This window comes from Streptomyces sp. NPDC001530 (genome assembly GCF_042894545.1).
GTDB lineage: Bacteria > Actinomycetota > Actinomycetes > Streptomycetales > Streptomycetaceae > Streptomyces.
This window is the reverse complement of record NZ_JBIAVS010000005.1, coordinates 328,647-343,449: the sequence shown is the minus strand read 5'-3', so window position 1 is coordinate 343,449 and position 14,803 is coordinate 328,647. Positions and strand designations below refer to the sequence as shown.

General features: G+C 70.8%; 13 protein-coding genes. 7 read left to right on the top strand and 6 right to left on the bottom strand.

Annotated features, from left to right (window positions below; all coding sequences use genetic code 11):
* Nucleotides 1-92: 92 nt before the first annotated feature.
* Together ACFY0T_RS12225 and ACFY0T_RS12220 are read left to right on the top strand one after the other, a co-directional pair.
* Nucleotides 93-1,547 (top strand): PspC domain-containing protein, encoded by a 1,455-nt coding sequence (locus tag ACFY0T_RS12225; RefSeq protein WP_388867906.1) that lies wholly within the window; start codon nucleotides 93-95, stop codon nucleotides 1,545-1,547.
* Complete coding sequence (locus tag ACFY0T_RS12220) at nucleotides 1,534-1,758, top strand: hypothetical protein (RefSeq protein ID WP_388867903.1); 225 nt, start codon at nucleotides 1,534-1,536, stop codon at nucleotides 1,756-1,758. The genes ACFY0T_RS12225 and ACFY0T_RS12220 overlap by 14 nt, the downstream gene beginning before the upstream one ends.
* Here ACFY0T_RS12220 and ACFY0T_RS12215 read toward each other — a convergent pair.
* Both ACFY0T_RS12215 and ACFY0T_RS12210 read right to left on the bottom strand, forming a co-directional pair.
* Nucleotides 1,755-2,285: a DoxX family protein gene (locus tag ACFY0T_RS12215; RefSeq protein ID WP_388867900.1), complete on the bottom strand. Its 531-nt coding sequence runs from the start codon at nucleotides 2,283-2,285 to the stop codon at nucleotides 1,755-1,757. The two genes, ACFY0T_RS12220 and ACFY0T_RS12215, sit on opposite strands and share 4 nt — an antisense overlap.
* Before the next feature lie 533 nt (nucleotides 2,286-2,818).
* Nucleotides 2,819-4,156, bottom strand: coding sequence for a hypothetical protein (locus tag ACFY0T_RS12210; RefSeq protein ID WP_388867897.1), 1,338 nt, complete (start codon nucleotides 4,154-4,156; stop codon nucleotides 2,819-2,821).
* 198 nt (nucleotides 4,157-4,354) lie between these two features.
* On the opposite strand from ACFY0T_RS12210, the gene ACFY0T_RS12205 reads away from it, so the two are divergent.
* Complete coding sequence (locus ACFY0T_RS12205) at nucleotides 4,355-5,236, top strand: DUF4429 domain-containing protein (RefSeq protein ID WP_388867894.1); 882 nt, start codon at nucleotides 4,355-4,357, stop codon at nucleotides 5,234-5,236.
* Between the two features lie 67 nt (nucleotides 5,237-5,303).
* Here the strand turns inward: ACFY0T_RS12205 and ACFY0T_RS12200 are convergent, their stop codons facing one another.
* Nucleotides 5,304-6,098 carry a class II aldolase/adducin family protein gene (locus ACFY0T_RS12200; protein WP_388867891.1) on the bottom strand — a complete coding sequence of 265 codons (795 nt, stop codon included), beginning with the start codon at nucleotides 6,096-6,098 and terminating at the stop codon, nucleotides 5,304-5,306.
* Between the two features lie 190 nt (nucleotides 6,099-6,288).
* Between ACFY0T_RS12200 and ACFY0T_RS12195 the strand changes: the two genes are divergently transcribed.
* Both ACFY0T_RS12195 and ACFY0T_RS12190 read left to right on the top strand, forming a co-directional pair.
* Nucleotides 6,289-6,813, top strand: a complete 525-nt coding sequence (locus ACFY0T_RS12195; protein ID WP_388867888.1) for a hypothetical protein — start codon at nucleotides 6,289-6,291, stop codon at nucleotides 6,811-6,813.
* Nucleotides 6,814-6,879: 66 nt separating this feature from the next.
* Nucleotides 6,880-7,359 (top strand): pyridoxamine 5'-phosphate oxidase family protein, encoded by a 480-nt coding sequence (locus tag ACFY0T_RS12190; RefSeq protein WP_388867885.1) that lies wholly within the window; start codon nucleotides 6,880-6,882, stop codon nucleotides 7,357-7,359.
* Nucleotides 7,360-7,476: 117 nt separating this feature from the next.
* Here ACFY0T_RS12190 and guaA read toward each other — a convergent pair whose 3' ends face one another.
* A complete protein-coding gene (guaA, locus tag ACFY0T_RS12185; protein WP_388867881.1) occupies nucleotides 7,477-9,057 on the bottom strand; it encodes a glutamine-hydrolyzing GMP synthase in 1,581 nt (526 codons plus the stop codon).
* Between the two features lie 449 nt (nucleotides 9,058-9,506).
* Here guaA and ACFY0T_RS12180 point away from each other — a divergent pair, with 449 nt between their 5' ends.
* A complete protein-coding gene (locus ACFY0T_RS12180; RefSeq protein WP_388867878.1) occupies nucleotides 9,507-9,791 on the top strand; it encodes a chorismate mutase in 285 nt (94 codons plus the stop codon).
* Nucleotides 9,792-10,470: 679 nt separating this feature from the next.
* Here the strand turns inward: ACFY0T_RS12180 and ACFY0T_RS12175 are convergent.
* Nucleotides 10,471-11,613, bottom strand: a complete 1,143-nt coding sequence (locus tag ACFY0T_RS12175; protein ID WP_388867875.1) for a hypothetical protein — start codon at nucleotides 11,611-11,613, stop codon at nucleotides 10,471-10,473.
* 215 nt (nucleotides 11,614-11,828) lie between these two features.
* Between ACFY0T_RS12175 and ACFY0T_RS12170 the strand changes: the two genes are divergently transcribed.
* On the top strand, nucleotides 11,829-12,827 hold the full coding sequence (locus ACFY0T_RS12170) for an LAETG motif-containing sortase-dependent surface protein (protein ID WP_388867872.1): 999 nt from the start codon (nucleotides 11,829-11,831) through the stop codon (nucleotides 12,825-12,827).
* A gap of 162 nt (nucleotides 12,828-12,989) precedes the next feature.
* On the opposite strand, the gene ACFY0T_RS12165 is transcribed toward ACFY0T_RS12170, so the two are convergent.
* Complete coding sequence (locus ACFY0T_RS12165; protein WP_388867870.1) at nucleotides 12,990-14,795, bottom strand: GMC oxidoreductase; 1,806 nt, start codon at nucleotides 14,793-14,795, stop codon at nucleotides 12,990-12,992.
* Nucleotides 14,796-14,803: the final 8 nt, after the last annotated feature.

Genomic DNA, 14,803 nt, shown 5'->3' with positions numbered 1-14,803 from the left:
CCCCCTCCCCAGCCCCCGTCAGGGCCGATATCAGGGTTCGGCCAGGGTCATCCCGACTGCCGTCGCGCCGTCTCGCCCGTCACCATGGACGCATGACAGATCAGCAGCACGCGGCAGCGGAGCCGGACCCCGGCCCCGGCCCGGGCGCCCCACCGCCGGGCACCGGGCCGCGGGACGCCGTGCCGCCCGCACCGGACCCCGCCACAGGTGAGGAGCCGCGCGCGCACGAGGGCGCGGCCGAGCCCGCCGACTCGGTCCCGACCGCGCCCGCTGACCCGGCCGCGCCCGAGGTCCCGCGCAAGTTCCGGCGCGACCACCGGCAGAAGATGCTGGGCGGGGTGTGCGGCGGTCTCGGCCGGCACTGCGACATGGACCCGGTGATCTTCCGGATCGTGCTCGCGGTCCTCTCCGCGACCGGCGGCATCGGCCTCATCTTCTACGGCTTCGTGTGGCTGTTCGTCCCGTACGACGACGAAGAGGAGAACGAGGTACGCAAGCTGCTCACCGGCCGCGTCGACGGCCAGGCCCTGGCGGCCGTGCTCTTCGCGCTGGTCGGCTGCGGAGTGTTCCTCTCCATGCTCAACAACGGCGGGGTGCTGACCTTCGCCGTCGTCCTCTCCCTCCTGCTGGCCGGTGCGGGGTACTGGTCGCAGCAGCGCGGCGCCCCCGACCCCGACCCGCTCGCCGCCCAGGCCGTCGCCGACGCCCCGCCCGAGGCGCAGGCACCGCCCGTGCCCGCCTCCTACCCCTCCTGGTGGCGCGACCCGATCGTCAAGGACGGGTCGCATGTGGGCGGCACCGGCTATCTGTGGGGACCGGAGGACGCACGGGACCGGGACGTCGCGGCGGCGGTCAACATCGCCCGCGGCACCACCCGCCCCGACATCCGCACGCCACGGCAGCCGAAGCCGCGCGGCCCCCGCTGGATCGGCGGCTGGGTCTTCCTGCTCGCGCTGCTCGCGGGAGGCCTCGGCACCGGCCTCACCTGGGACGACCACGCGCTGGGCACCAGCCTGCAGACCGGCCTGGCCTGCGCGCTGATCGTGTTCGGGCTCGGCATAGCCATCAGCGCCTTCCTCGGGCGTACGGGCGCGGGATCGATCTTCCTGGCCGTGCTCACAGCGGCTCTGCTGGCCGCCTCCGCTGCGCTGCCCAAGGACATCACCACGCACTGGATACGAAAGGACTGGACGCCCGCCGCCACGGCCGACGTCCAGAAGAATTACGACCTCGGCACCGGCGTCGGCACCCTGGACCTCACCCGTCTGAACCTCGCCAAGGGCCGGACGGTGACGACGAGCGCCGAAGTGGGCGTGGGCCGGCTCAAGGTCGTCATCCCCAAGGACGCGACCGTGAAACTGAACGTGGACGTGGGCGTCGGAGACATCCAGCTGCCGGGCGACGACAAGAAGGATGTGGACGTGGAGCCGGGCAAGTCCAAGCAGGTGACGCTGTCACCAACGACCACCGACAAGAACGGCGGCATGCTCGACCTCGACCTGCATGTCGGCGTGGGACAGGCGGAGGTGACCCGTGCTACGTCATGAGTTCCAGCCGGGAAAGCTGGTCGCGGGGTTCTTCCTCACCGTCGCGGGCGTCACCTACGCCGGTGACGCGGGGGGCGCCTGGGAGACCCCATGGTTCGCCGTCATCCCCGTCGTCACGGTCGGGCTCTGCCTGGCGGGCGCGGTGGCGTTCCTGACCCACGCCGTCCGCAGACGCCGGGCCAAGCCCCGGTCGTCCGACGTGAGCGCCTAGCGATACCCCCCGGCGCGTTGCCCGCGCCGGGCTCGCAGGACCGCGTCCAGGGAGAAGACCGAAGCGCCCGCGAGCACGAGCGGAAGCCAGGCCATCAGGTAGGCGAGGTCGTTGCCGTAGTAGTACGGGTCGGAGGCCCAGCTCACCGTCAGCCACAGGCTGAGGGAGATGAGGGCTCCGCCCAGTGCGGCGAGGCGGGCCAGCAGGCCGATCAAGGTGCCGATACCGACGGCCAGTTCGCCGAAGGCGATGGCGTAGCCGAAGCCGACAGGGTTCTTCAGGGCGAGGTCGACGAGGGCCGGGATCGCGGACGAGTCCCGGACCGTGCGCATCATGTCCCCGATCGAGCCCGAGCCGGAGTCCTTCATGAAGGCGCTGTCGGTGAGTTTGTCCAGGCCGGCGTAGATGAAGGTGACGCCGAGGAAGACGCGTAGGGGCAACAGGGCGTAGCGCGTGGCGGAGTCCCGCCAGTCTCGCCTCTCGTCGAGATAGGAGGAATGAGTATCCGTCCGCATACCGTGAGTCATCGCTCTCCGCCGCCTCTCGCCCGCGTGCCGTTGACCCCTCAACAGACCATACGTACGACAGTCGGCCCCCGCTCAATCCTGGGGGCCCGTTTTTCCTGACTTCACCCCCATGACAGCCCCCGGCACCGCTGCCACCCCCCGGCGTTTTTCGCCCCCTCCGCCCCTACCCTCCCCGTCCCTGGGGGCTGCGCCCCCAGACCCCCCTTCGGCCTAAAGGGCCTCGTCCTCAAACGCCGGACGGGCTAAAGATTTCCCGACCCGCGGGCTGGTTGGTGCCCCGCCGAAATGGAGGGCACAGGCACGGTGAGCGGAACACACCCGCAGTCGCCGACGCCCGCCCCCGCTCACCCGCACCCGCCAGACCACCGGAGGGGCCGTGCCGGTACATCACATGCCCCGTCGCTTACGTGGTTGCCAACGGGCCGAGCCGTGGCACCACCCCGCACTGCGACCGCCGACGAGGCGGATGTACCGGCACGGCCCCGCCCCACCCACCGGCGGAACGCGACGCGCAGCATCGGCACCCCACCCCCTCAGTCCGTCACATCGATCGCGCAGCGGTTTGTCTCGGCCCCCGCCGCCGTGATCACCTGCACCTCCACCCGCCCGGGCTCCACATCCACCGGCACCGGCACGGTGAGCACCGCATCCGTGGGGTTGCTGAACCCCCCGGCCACCGGCACCAGTGGCACATGTACATGCACCGCCCCGATCCGGACCACCATCCGCGACAGCCGATCGGCCGTCTGCGCGCCGGGCGGTACGAACCCGGCCCCCCGGATCTCGATGTCGTCGCCGGTGCGGATGGGTGCGTCCAGGTCGCCCGCCTCGCGGGAGCGGACGACGGAGAGGATCACGGGACGCCCGCCCTCGGCGTACTTTCCGGCGAGGTAGGTGCCGGCCGACACCAGCACCAGCAGGGCCAGCCCCCAGGGCAGGTCGGGCAGCTGCGCAGGCCGCCGAGCCAGCCGTACCGCCGCGAAGGCGAGAGCGACCGCGGCGATCACGACGTACTGGATGTCGGCGAAGCTGCCCCGCCCGGAGTCGTCGGTCAGCAGATCGGCGGCGCGCGGCCGGTCCGCGCGTACCTTCTGCAGGCGCTGCCCCAGCACCCGCAGCCCCACCACCCGCCGCACCAGCACCGCGACCCCGCACACCACGGCGACGACGGTCACCACACCGGCGCCCCGGGCGAGTTCGAGGCCGGCGATCAGTTCGTCCCGGGAGCGGTGCGCGGAGGCCGCCGCGAGCTGCCCGACCAGCACGAGCACCGCGTACACCACGAAGAGCACCCAGCCGGCCGCCACCGCGCGCGAGGTGGAGAGCCGGTTGTCCTCGCCGATGACGGGGGCGAGGGCACCGCCCCGGGCCCGGTGCAGCCGGGCCGCCCCCGTCAGCAGTCCGGCCAGGACGACCGCCGCGAGCAGCCCGGCCGTCCGCGCGGCCGTCCACCCCGCCCCGATCGCGGTGAGCGCCTGCACCAGGAGCAGGGCCACGGCAGCGCCCCAGACCGCGTACGCGGTGTACCGCCACAGCCGTCCCAGCCAGGCCTCGCCCTCGACCCGCCCGCGCTCGGCGACGAGGTCCGCGGACTGGGTCAGCTCGTCGGAGACCCACTGCCGCGACGCGGACGCCGAGTGCGCGACGGCGGCGGGCAGCCCGTGTCCGGACGCCAACTCGTCGCGCTTGGCGAGGAATTCGGCGACAGCGCGCCGGTGTCCCGCACGCGCCCCGTGCGGGCAGTCCCCACAGGTGCAGCCACCCTCGTGCGCACCCTGCCCCGCGCCCTGCCCTGAGCCACGCCCAGAGCCGGGCCCGGAACCACCCCCGGCACCGCGCCCCGCGCCGTGTCCCGCCTCCTGCACCGCCACGCCCGCTGCCGCCTTCCCCGCGCCAGAAAACACCGCGCAGCCAGACCTTCCGTACGCCTGACTGCCGTACAACTGCCTTACAACTGCCTCGCGATGACAGCGCATTGTGCCGTACGAATCACCGCACGCATCCGGCAGGTCTGGTCAGCGCGGGTGAAGAACAGGACCCCGTGTTGACCCGGCTGCGAGAATTTCTCTATGGCCGAGATCATCCAGCGCGACGGGACCTGGGCCTTCGACGGCAACACGGTCAGGATCACGCCGGGACTCCACCGCTCCGTGCCGCTGTTCCGGCAGACGTACGGAGAGATCGCCGTCCCCCTGGAGGCGGTGTCAGGCATCGTCTACGAACCCGAACGCAAGCGCGGCCGTCTGCGCCTCAGGCTCCGCGAGGGCGCCGACCCGCTCCTGCAGGCGACCGGGGGTCGGCTGCCCGAGGCGGCGGACCCCTACAAGCTCACGGTCGACGTCGACCGTTCCGGGGTCGCCGAGTACGTCGCCGAGGAGATCCGCCGCGCGCTGCTCCTGGACCAGATCCCCAAGGAGCCGGCGAAGACCTATCTCCTCTCCGGCCCGCCGGTGCCGGTGTCGGTCCGTTCCAGCGACGGTACGGTCTCCTTCGACGGCGCGCAGGTGCGCATCGACTGGGCGGACACCTCCGACCGGGTCAAGCGGGCGACGGGCCCGCGGATCATCGCCGTCGGCGACCTCGTCCAGGTCGAGTGGCTGCCCAACTCCGGTTACGAGGACGGCTTTGTGCGCTTTGTGACACGCGAGACGGTGTTCTCCAAACTGCCGCCGGAGAAGGACCCGTACGCCCTCGACCTGTGGGGCAGCGCCCGCCGCGACCTGCTCACGGCGCTGGTCGCGACCGCGGTCACCGCACGCCTGCCACACCCGTCCACGCGTACGGGCGAGTACGTGGATCATCCCCAGCTCGCCTCCGCCGTAGCACCGCAGAGCGACCACCACGACGTACTCCTGCGCCGTCTGCGGGAGTTGGGCGAGCTGCACCGCGACGGCGTGCTGACGGACGAGGAGTTCGCCATGACGAAGGCGGCGGTGCTCCGCGGGTTCTGAACACGCGCCCCACCCGCGCCCCCGTTTCCACGACCCCGTTCCACGACCTACGACAGCGATCAGGGACTTACGACAGCAGATCAGGCTCGCTGCGGCTGATGTCCTGCCACAGCGGCTGGTAGTTGATCCACGCCACCAGGTCGCCGCCGAGCTGTTCGCGCGTCGCGACCGCCTGCTTGTGGTCGATGAGGATCGGCCGCCCCGCGGCCTTCGCGCTGAGCTGGACCTGGCTCGACCGCTCCATGGACAGGAACCACCAGGCCGCGGCGTCCACCGAGTCCCCGACCGTCAGCAGCCCGTGATTGCGCAGCACCAGCGCCTTTCGGGAGCCCAGCGCCGCCGCGATCCGGCGCCCTTCCTCGGCATCCACCGCGACCCCCGTGTATGCGGCGTACAGCGCGTGGTCCTCGTAAAAGGCGCAGCTCTCCTGGGTGATGGGGTCGAGCAGGTCGCCGAGCGCGGACAGGGCGCGCCCGTGGACGGAGTGGCAGTGGGCGACGGCGACGACGTCGGGGCGGGCGGCGTGGACCTGGGCGTGCACGGTGAAGGCAGCCTGGTTCACGTGGTAGCGGCCCTCGATCACCTGCCCGTCCTGGTTGGCCATGACCAGGTCGCTCACGGTGACGTGCTTGAACGGCATCCCGAAGGGGTTCACCCAGAAGCAGTCGCTGTACTCCGGGTCGCGCGCCGTGATGTGCCCGGAGACCCCGTCCTCGAATCCGAGCCGTCCGAACAGCCGCAGCGCCCCGGCCAGCCGTTCCTTGCGGTGCCGCCGCTCGTCCTCCGGCGACTCGTGCATCGGCGGCATGGCGAACCGCAGCTGGTCGGTGGGCAGGGGCAGCGGCGGGGTGGGCCCGTGCATATGTCCTCCAGCACTGGCGTGTTCGGTACGGAGCGGAAGTTACCCCCGGTCAGCGCAGGAGAACAGAGGGGGTCGGTGAAGAGATGGGCACAACCGTTGCGCGTGGTCACTGGTCTGCCCGAATGACTCCCTGCCTCGAACTCGACTCCCTGCCTCGAACCCATGTATCCCAGGACTTCAGGAGGCACGCATGAACCGCGCAGAGCGACGGATCCTCGCCCTGCTCCGGCAGCTCGCGGAGCGCGACTTCGTCGTCCTCAGCGATCTCGGCGGCTCCCCGCGCCGGCTGGCCCTCCTCACCTACGTCGCCGAGCAGCACGGTTTCCGTTACGCGGAGGCGCACCGGGTGAGCCGGGCACTGCAGGTCCACCTCGTGCGTACCGAGCCGGCGGACGCACGATCGCACACCGCGGGCGCCGTCACGGTGCGGGGGCTGCGTCCTGGCACCCTCAGACCGCTTCCGGAGGCGGCACCGGCGGTCCGGCGGCTGAGGGATCGGATCGAGCTCGACGCCCTGGCCGGCGATCTGAGCGTGCGTGCCAAGTCGATGATCATGACTGTCTGCGCCCTCTTCATCGCTCTGTTCCTTCTCGTCTCCGGCTGGCAGGCGGCACTCGCCGCCTTCATCGGCGCGGAGGCCCTTTTCCTGGGCTTCCTTTACCTGGAGGTCGTCCGCCGACGCAGGCTCGCGCGGCGCGTCCAGACGGTGGTCTGACACCGACCCGCGCCCGCCCCGGGAAACCGGACAGAGGATGTCGGGTATCCGCGCCACACTCCCCGTATGACGTCGAACTGGGCAGCCTTCACCACCGCCGAACCGGACCTCGCCAAGACCGTCGAGGACCGTTTCGGGAACTTCACGCACCACGTCCTCGCGACCCTCCGCAAGGACGGCTCGCCCCGCACCACCGGCATCGAAGTGCGGTTCCTGCACGGCGAGCTGTGCCTCGGCATGATGCCGAACTCGCTCAAGGCGCTCGACCTGCGCCGCGACCCGCGCTTCGCGCTCCAGGCGAACCCGGGGCCGGGCACGGACATGGGCGGCGGCGACGTCCGGATCAGCGGGCGGGCCGTCGAGGTCCTCGATCCCGAGGCCCTGCGACGGTACGCCGACGAGGTGCACCCGCCGGACCCGTCCGCCTTCCACTGCTTCCGCGCCGACCTGACGGAGGTCGTACGGACGTCTGTGGAGGACGAGAAGTACCTGGTGCTGCAGATCTGGAGGCCGGGCGAGGACCTGCGGATCGTCAAGCGGACGTGACCCGGCGCAAGAGGCGGCCCGGCGCAAGACGCGGCCCGGGGCACAAGCGGCCCGGGGCACAAGACGAAAGGCGCCGCCCGGGAAGGGGCGGCGCCTTTCGTCAGCTGTCGGGGAGGGTCACTCCCACTCGATGGTGCCCGGCGGCTTCGACGTCACGTCGAGGACGACCCGGTTGACGTCCGCGACCTCGTTCGTGATCCGCGTCGAGATCTTGGCGAGGACGTCGTACGGGAGACGGGACCAGTCGGCCGTCATCGCGTCCTCACTCGACACCGGACGGAGCACGATCGGGTGGCCGTACGTCCGGCCGTCGCCCTGGACGCCCACGCTGCGGACGTCCGCGAGCAGGACCACCGGGCACTGCCAGATGTCGCGGTCGAGACCGGCGGCCGTCAGCTCCTCGCGGGCGATGGCGTCGGCCTCGCGGAGCAGGTCCAGGCGCTCCTTGGTGACCTCGCCGACGATACGGATGCCGAGGCCGGGGCCCGGGAACGGCTGGCGCTGGACGATCTCGTCCGGCAGGCCGAGCTCCTGGCCGACCATCCGGACCTCGTCCTTGAAGAGCTTGCGCAGCGGCTCGACGAGCTCGAACTCGAGGTCCTCGGGAAGGCCGCCCACGTTGTGGTGGGACTTGATGTTGGCCGTGCCGGTGCCGCCACCGGACTCGACCACGTCCGGGTAGAGCGTGCCCTGCACCAGGAAGGCGACGTCCTCGCCCTCCGCGGCCTCGGCGATGATCTCCGCCTGCGCCTGCTCGAAGACCCGGATGAACTCCCGGCCGATGATCTTCCGCTTCTCCTCGGGGTCGGAGACCCCGGCCAGCGCGGCGAGGAAGCGCTCCTCCGCGTCCACGACCTTCAGCTGGACGCCGGTCGCGGCCACGAAGTCCTTCTCGACCTGCTGGGTCTCGTCCTTGCGCATCAGACCGTGGTCGACGTACACACAGGTCAGCTGGGAGCCGATGGCCTTCTGTACGAGGGCGGCGGCGACGGCGGAGTCCACGCCGCCGGAGAGACCGCAGATGGCGCGCTTGGTGCCGACCTGCTCGCGGATCAGCGCGACCTGCTCGTCGATGACGTTGCCGGTCGTCCAGTTCGGCTTGAGGCCCGCGCCCCGGTACAGGAAGTGCTCCAGCACCTGCTGGCCGTGCGTGGAGTGCATGACCTCCGGGTGGTACTGGACGCCGTACAGCTTCTTCTCGTCGTTCTCGAAGGCCGCGACCGGGACGACGTCCGTGGAGCCCGTGACGGTGAAGCCCTCGGGGGCGGCGGAGCAGGCGTCTCCGTGTGACATCCACACCGACTGCTCGTCCGGGGTGCCCTCGAAGAGCGTGGAGCCGGGCTTCGAGACGTGCAGCGGCGTACGGCCGTACTCGCGGGCGCCGGTGTTGTCGACCGTGCCGCCGAGGGTCGTGGCCATCAGCTGGAAGCCGTAGCACATGCCGAAGACGGGGACACCGGACTCGAAGATCTCGCGGTCGAGGCGGGGGGCGCCTTCCGCGTACACCGACGAGGGGCCGCCGGAGAGGACGATCGCCGCCGGGTTCTTGGCGAGCATCTCCGCGACCGGCATGGTGCTCGGCACGATCTCGCTGTAGACCCGGGCCTCGCGGACGCGACGGGCGATGAGCTGGGCGTACTGCGCACCGAAGTCGACGACCAGGACGGTGTCGGGGGCGGCGGGGGACGCTTCTGGCACGGTTTGCCTTCCGGCGGTGAGCAAGGGTGTGTGTGCTGCCGATTCTACCGGGGGCTGGGGCGGGGGCGCCTACGGCCGTTTTTCGCCCCCTCCGCCCCTACCCGTCCCGTACCTGGGGCTGCGCCCCAGACCCCCCTCGGGTTGCCTTTTGGCTGCGGGTGCGTGGGGGCTTGTCGCGCAGTTCCCCGCGCCCCTTACGGGGCACAGCCCCGCATCTCAGTATCCGAACCCGCTTGGACCCCGTCCGCCCGCACGGGCATACTGCTCGCATGCTCACGCACCAGACCTTCGTGTTTACCTATGGCAACCGGCCCACCGGCTGCCATGGTCGTGCTGCTTGAGCAACTGACAAGCGACTTCCCAGGCGCCCCGGGCCGACAAGGCCCGGGGCGTCTGCCGTTTCCGGGCCCTGCCGCTCCGGGGCACCTCTTCCACCAAGGAGCCCCACCATGGCCGACGTACTCGACAAGACCGGCGCCCGCACCGACGAGGCCGCCGACGTGATCACCGACGCCCGTGAGCGCATCGACGCCCTCGACGACCGGATCATCGGTCTCGTCCAGGAACGGATGGCGGTCTCGGCGGTGATCCAGGAGGCCCGGATCTCCTCCGGCGGCCGCCGGGTGAACCTCTCGCGCGAGATGGAGATCCTCGGCCACTACAGGGACGCTCTGGGCAAGCCGGGTACGTCGCTGGCGATGACGCTGCTGGAGCTGTGCCGCGGCCGCGTCTGAAGCCGCTCGGAACCCCCGTACAACCCGTACCTGACCCCGTACGCGGCGTACGCACGTACGCATCTCCTCTCACCCGTACGGCGCGTGACCGCCCCGCCGCGGGCTTCGTTGGTCCCGGTGTCCGTGTCAGCCAGGGGCGGGCTCGAAAGAACCACGCGTGGCTCCCCTGGAGCGATGAGACGTACGGATCGTGCCGTGCGTCGTGGGACCTCGCCCCAGGGGTGTGACCGGACGGCAGGGGACAGCAGCCCGGTCACTCAAGAGAACGGTCGGCTCCGGGGACGCCCGGGGCCGACCGGCGGAATCTGTTCCGAGGTGGTCCAGGCGGTTGCGGAGGCCGTTGCCCATCCAGCACGATGCGAGAACAGCCCGCCTGGAGAGAACGGCCCCGAGTCCCTCAGCGAGTCCCACAGCAGACGACTGGCGAGTCCCCCCAGCAGACAACCGCATCCGTTTCTGTTCTCCCTGACCGCCAATGGTCGACACCACGTGCGCGCCCCAAGTGCGCCGGGGCGCACGACCCGGTGGTCACCCGGACCAGCGGCGCAACCCCCCGGCGCCGCCCCAGGCACCGGCGCTGCCCTGACGTCGGTGCTGACGAAGAAGGGCCCCGCGGCTCCGTCCCGCGGGGCCCTTCGCCCTGCCCGTCACGTCAGCGACGGCGGCAGTGCGTCATCGCTCAGGTGCGGGACACCGTGCCGCAGGAGTCCGTGGCGGAGTTCTCGATGTCGCGGCTCCGGTCGTACGGGTCGGTGGTGGGGCCCGTCGGGGGCTCGCCCGTGGGGGCGGACGAGGCGAACCGCGGATGCAGGAAGCCGTCGTAGACGTCGCAGGCGGAGTTGGCCAGATCCTGGTCGTACCGGAGGATCCACAACGTGCCGGGGGTGGCCTGGTACTTCCTCGGGTCGGCGACCTCCACGTCGAGGACGCGGCGCACGATCGTGCGGGTGACCTCGGTCGAGCCCTGGTCGGCGGGGGCCACCGGGTAGACGAAGGTGTAGTCGACGTGGATGGCGACGGAAGCGTGCTCGCCCGCCTTGAACGTCATCCGGCCACGTGTCTTGACCACGTCTCCGACCAACCGTGTCTCGTCGGGGGCGAACCGGCTGAAGAGCGACAGCGGATCGTGTCCCTTGCCCGGCTCGCGCAGCCAGCCCTTCGCGTCATCGAGCATCTTGGGCTGCTTGGGGTCGAGGGTGGCGAGCGCGGCCTCGGGGCGATCGCCGCGCAGAGTCGCCGGGTTGAGGTTCGCGTCGACGAGAAGGGCCCTCGTCTGCCGCAGGGCGGTGGCCACCTGGGCCCGGGTGAGCGAGCCGACCGGCGTGGCCTTCGGTACGACGATGCCGGCCGCGCCGTCGGCCCAGCCCTCGGCGGGCGATCCGGCGAACGGCCTGTCCAGGGTGGGTGTGTCGGAGTCCACGGAGGAGGGCGGCGCGGTCGGCGGCGCCGTTTCCGGCGGCAGCGAGGCGGCGGTCGCGGGGGCGTCGGACGACGTGCCGAAGGGATCGCCGGGCAGCAGGGACGGCTTCATCGCCACGACCGCCACCGCGAGCGCGAGCGGTACGCCGATGATCGCCCACAGGCGACGGCGCCGGGCCGCGCGCCCGTTCCCCTCTCTCCCTGCGGGGCCCGTGCGCCAGCCCTCGGGCCGCGCGCCTCGCGCCTCCTGTTGCCGCAGCCGCTCCGTGACCATGCGCGCCCGCGCGGACGGCTCCTTCGGGGCCGACCTCCGGATGTCGCGTTCACTGTCGCGGGCGAACCGCTCCCACACGTCGTCAGGGACGGCGGGTTCCCCTGTTTCCTCTGGCTGCTTGTCAGACACGAGGGTCAGTTCTATGGGGCTCGAAAGGCTGTCCACAAGCCGGACTTGAATGTGATGCAGGTCACATAAGAATTCCGTGAAGGGGAGCACAACCCTTCTCAGGTTTCACCGGTCACACCTGCAGAACCAACGGCCACACCCGCGCCCCACACGCGGAGGCCTCACCCATACGAGCGCCGCTACGTCGCGGTGCACCCGGACTTTCCGAGGTCTTCATGAAGCTTCGCCGTGCCATGGCCGCTGCGGCCGCGACGGCTGCCATAGCCCCGCTGGCGCTGCTGTCGGCGCCGGCCGCGTTCGCGACGGACGAGAGCCCCACCCCGACCGCGACCGAGACGGTCACCGAGACTCCGGCCGAGTCGGCGACCCCGACTCCGACCGAGACGGCCACCGAGACTCCGGCCGAGTCGGCGACCCCGACTCCGACCGAGACGGCCACCGAGACTCCGGCCCCGAGCGACCCCACCTCCACGTCCGCCACCCCGACCTCCCCGGCGCCGAGCACCTCCGCGCCCGAGGAGTCCGAGTCGCCCGACCCGGAGCCGTCCGAGTGCGAGGACTCCAAGGTCGACGTGTCCATCACGGGCCTGCCCGGCAAGATCGCGGCGGGCAGCGGCTGGCACAAGTTCTCCCTGAACGTGGCCAACAACTCCGAGTCCACCCTGAACGACCTGGGCTTCTTCGCCGGTGCCTCCCCCGACAAGGCGGGCGAGGACATCTTCAAGAGCAAGCAGGTCCAGCTCCAGGCCTACAACCCGGACGACAAGGTCTGGGAGGACGTCGACTCCGAGGGTTACGCGGTCGGCTTCGTCGGCTACACCGACGAGCTCAAGCCCGACTACGAGGTCAACATCCCGCTCCGTATCAACGTGAAGTCCAGCGCCCCGGTCGGCGCCGGCTTCTCCCTCGGCGCCAGCATCTACGGCGACGCCGACGGCGAGTGCACGGGCTTCGGCGAGGTGGCGTACAAGTTCCAGATCGTCGCCGCCGGCACGCCCACCGACGGCACCAAGCCGCAGGAAGGCGGCAAGGCTCCGGTCTCGGACAAGCCCGCCGACAAGAGCAACACGCCGGAGGTGGACGGCAGCCTCGCCGAGACGGGCTCCAGCTCCGCCCTGCCGATGATCGGCCTCGTCGGCGGTATCGCCGTTGTCGCCGGTGCCGGTGCGGTCTTCGTGGTCCGTCGCCGCAACTCGGGTGACGCCACCGCGTAAGGCGGTCGGACACAGTCCACGCAGGCATCACGCCTCGTACAAGAAGAAGGACCTGCGCTCGGAGGGGGGTGCAGGTCCTTCTGTCTGTTCAGGAGGGTGGCTTACCTTCCGTGCCAGAGGGTGGTTCCGGAGGGTGGCTTGCTTTCCGTGCCAGAGGGTGGCTTACGACTTCGGCGGCACCGTCGGCATCCCCAGGAACGGCAGCTTCAGCGCGCCGAACGCGTCCGCGGGGACGGCGGGGTGCCGCGGCTCCACCGGCTTCAGGCGCTCGTACGCCGCGCCCGGCGCCGGACGCGGGTCGGCCTCGCCCTTGTTGGGCCAGTACGACATCGCGCGCTCGGCCTGTGCGGTGATGGTGAGCGACGGGTTGACGCCGAGGTTCGCCGAGACCGCGGCGCCGTCGACGACGGAGATGCCCGGGTGGCCGTAGAGCCGGTGGTACGGGTCGATCACGCCGTCCTCGGCACTGGCGCCGATCGGGCAGCCGCCCAGGAAGTGCGCGGTGAGCGGCGTCCCCATCAGCTCGCCCACGTTGCTGCCCGCGAAGCCGTTGATCTCGGCGGCGATCGCGGAGGCGCCCTCCGAAGCCGCCTTGATCTGCTTGGGGTTGGGCGCGCCATGTCCTTGACGAGCCGTCAACAGTCCCTTCCCCGCGCCCTTCGGCTTCAGGTAGGTGGTCAGTGAGTTGTCGAGCGACTGCATCACCAACCCGATGATGGTCCTCTCGGACCAGCGGCGGTTGGAGAGCGAGCGGGCCACCAGGAGCGGGTGCTTCGCCGCGTTGGCCAGCCAGCCCAGGACCCTCGACGAGCCCTCTGCGTATGGGACTTGGAGGATGGACAGGCCGCCCATCGAGTTGGACCCCTTGCCGTAACGGACCGGCTCGATGTGGGTGTTCTCGTCGGGGTGGATGGACGACGTGATGGCGACACCGCGCGTGAAGTCGACCTTCGGCTCGCCCGTGGCCTTGCGGTAGCGGCGGTTGTCGGTCTGCGCGCCCACCAGCGCCTCGGAGTTGGTGCGGGTCAGCTCGCCCAACTTCTCGGAGAGATAAGGGAGTTGGCCGCCCGCCTTCATCCGGTGCAGCAGGGTCTGTGTGCCGTAGGTACCGGCCGCGAGGACGACTCGGCGCGCCTTGAAGGTCCGCCCCTGTCCCTTGCGCTTCTCGTCCGTGGGGAGGGTCTGGACGGCGTACCCGCCCTGCGAGTCGTCCGTGACGGACACGACGGTCGTCATGGGGTGGACGACGGCGCCCGCCTTCTCGGCGAGGTAGAGGTAGTTCTCGTTGAGGGTGTTCTTCGCGCCGTGCCGGCAGCCGGTCATGCACTCGCCGCACTCGGTGCAGGCCTTGCGGGAGGGGCCGGCGCCGCCGAAGTACGGGTCGGCGACCTCCTCGCCGGACTTGGCCTTCACCGCCCCGTCCGCGTCCTCGCCGTCGCCGAAGAACACGCCCACCGGCGCCATATGGAAGGTGTCGCCGACGCCCATCCGCTCGGCGGCCGCCTTGAGATGGACGTCCGACGGCGTCATGGTCGGGTTGAGCCGCACGCCCAGCATGCGCCGGGCCTGGTCGTAGTACGGCTTCAACTCCCCTTCCCAGTCGGTGATGTCCTTCCACTGTGGGTCCTCGAAGAAGGGCTTCGGGGGTACGTAGAGGGTGTTGGCGTAGTTGAGGGAACCGCCGCCGACGCCCGCTCCCGCCAGGACCATCACATTGCCCAGCAGATGGATGCGCTGGATGCCGTACATGCCGAGTTTCGGCGCCCAGAGGTAGTTCTTGATGTCCCAGGAGTTCTTGGGGAGCGCGTCGCGGGTGAAGCGACGTCCTGCCTCCAACACGCCTACGCGGTAGCCCTTTTCGGTGAGCCGGAGGGCGGTCACCGACCCGCCGAAGCCGGAGCCGACGACGATGACGTCGTAGTCGTACGCGTCGTCATCCGGGTTGTGGACAGAGTTCTCCTGTGACACGTGCTGCT

Excerpts from the sequence above, each read along its gene's own strand:
- ACFY0T_RS12205 (WP_388867894.1), top strand. The coding sequence starts at position 4,355 with ATGGCCGAGATCATCCAGCGCGACGGGACCTGGGCCTTCGACGGCAAC.
- ACFY0T_RS12195 (WP_388867888.1), top strand. The coding sequence starts at position 6,289 with ATGAACCGCGCAGAGCGACGGATCCTCGCCCTGCTCCGGCAGCTCGCG.
- ACFY0T_RS12180 (WP_388867878.1), top strand. The coding sequence starts at position 9,507 with ATGGCCGACGTACTCGACAAGACCGGCGCCCGCACCGACGAGGCCGCC.
- ACFY0T_RS12215 (WP_388867900.1), bottom strand. The coding sequence starts at position 2,285 with ATGACTCACGGTATGCGGACGGATACTCATTCCTCCTATCTCGACGAG.
- ACFY0T_RS12170 (WP_388867872.1), top strand. The coding sequence starts at position 11,829 with ATGAAGCTTCGCCGTGCCATGGCCGCTGCGGCCGCGACGGCTGCCATA.
- ACFY0T_RS12200 (WP_388867891.1), bottom strand. The coding sequence starts at position 6,098 with ATGCACGGGCCCACCCCGCCGCTGCCCCTGCCCACCGACCAGCTGCGG.
- ACFY0T_RS12225 (WP_388867906.1), top strand. The coding sequence starts at position 93 with ATGACAGATCAGCAGCACGCGGCAGCGGAGCCGGACCCCGGCCCCGGC.
- ACFY0T_RS12190 (WP_388867885.1), top strand. The coding sequence starts at position 6,880 with ATGACGTCGAACTGGGCAGCCTTCACCACCGCCGAACCGGACCTCGCC.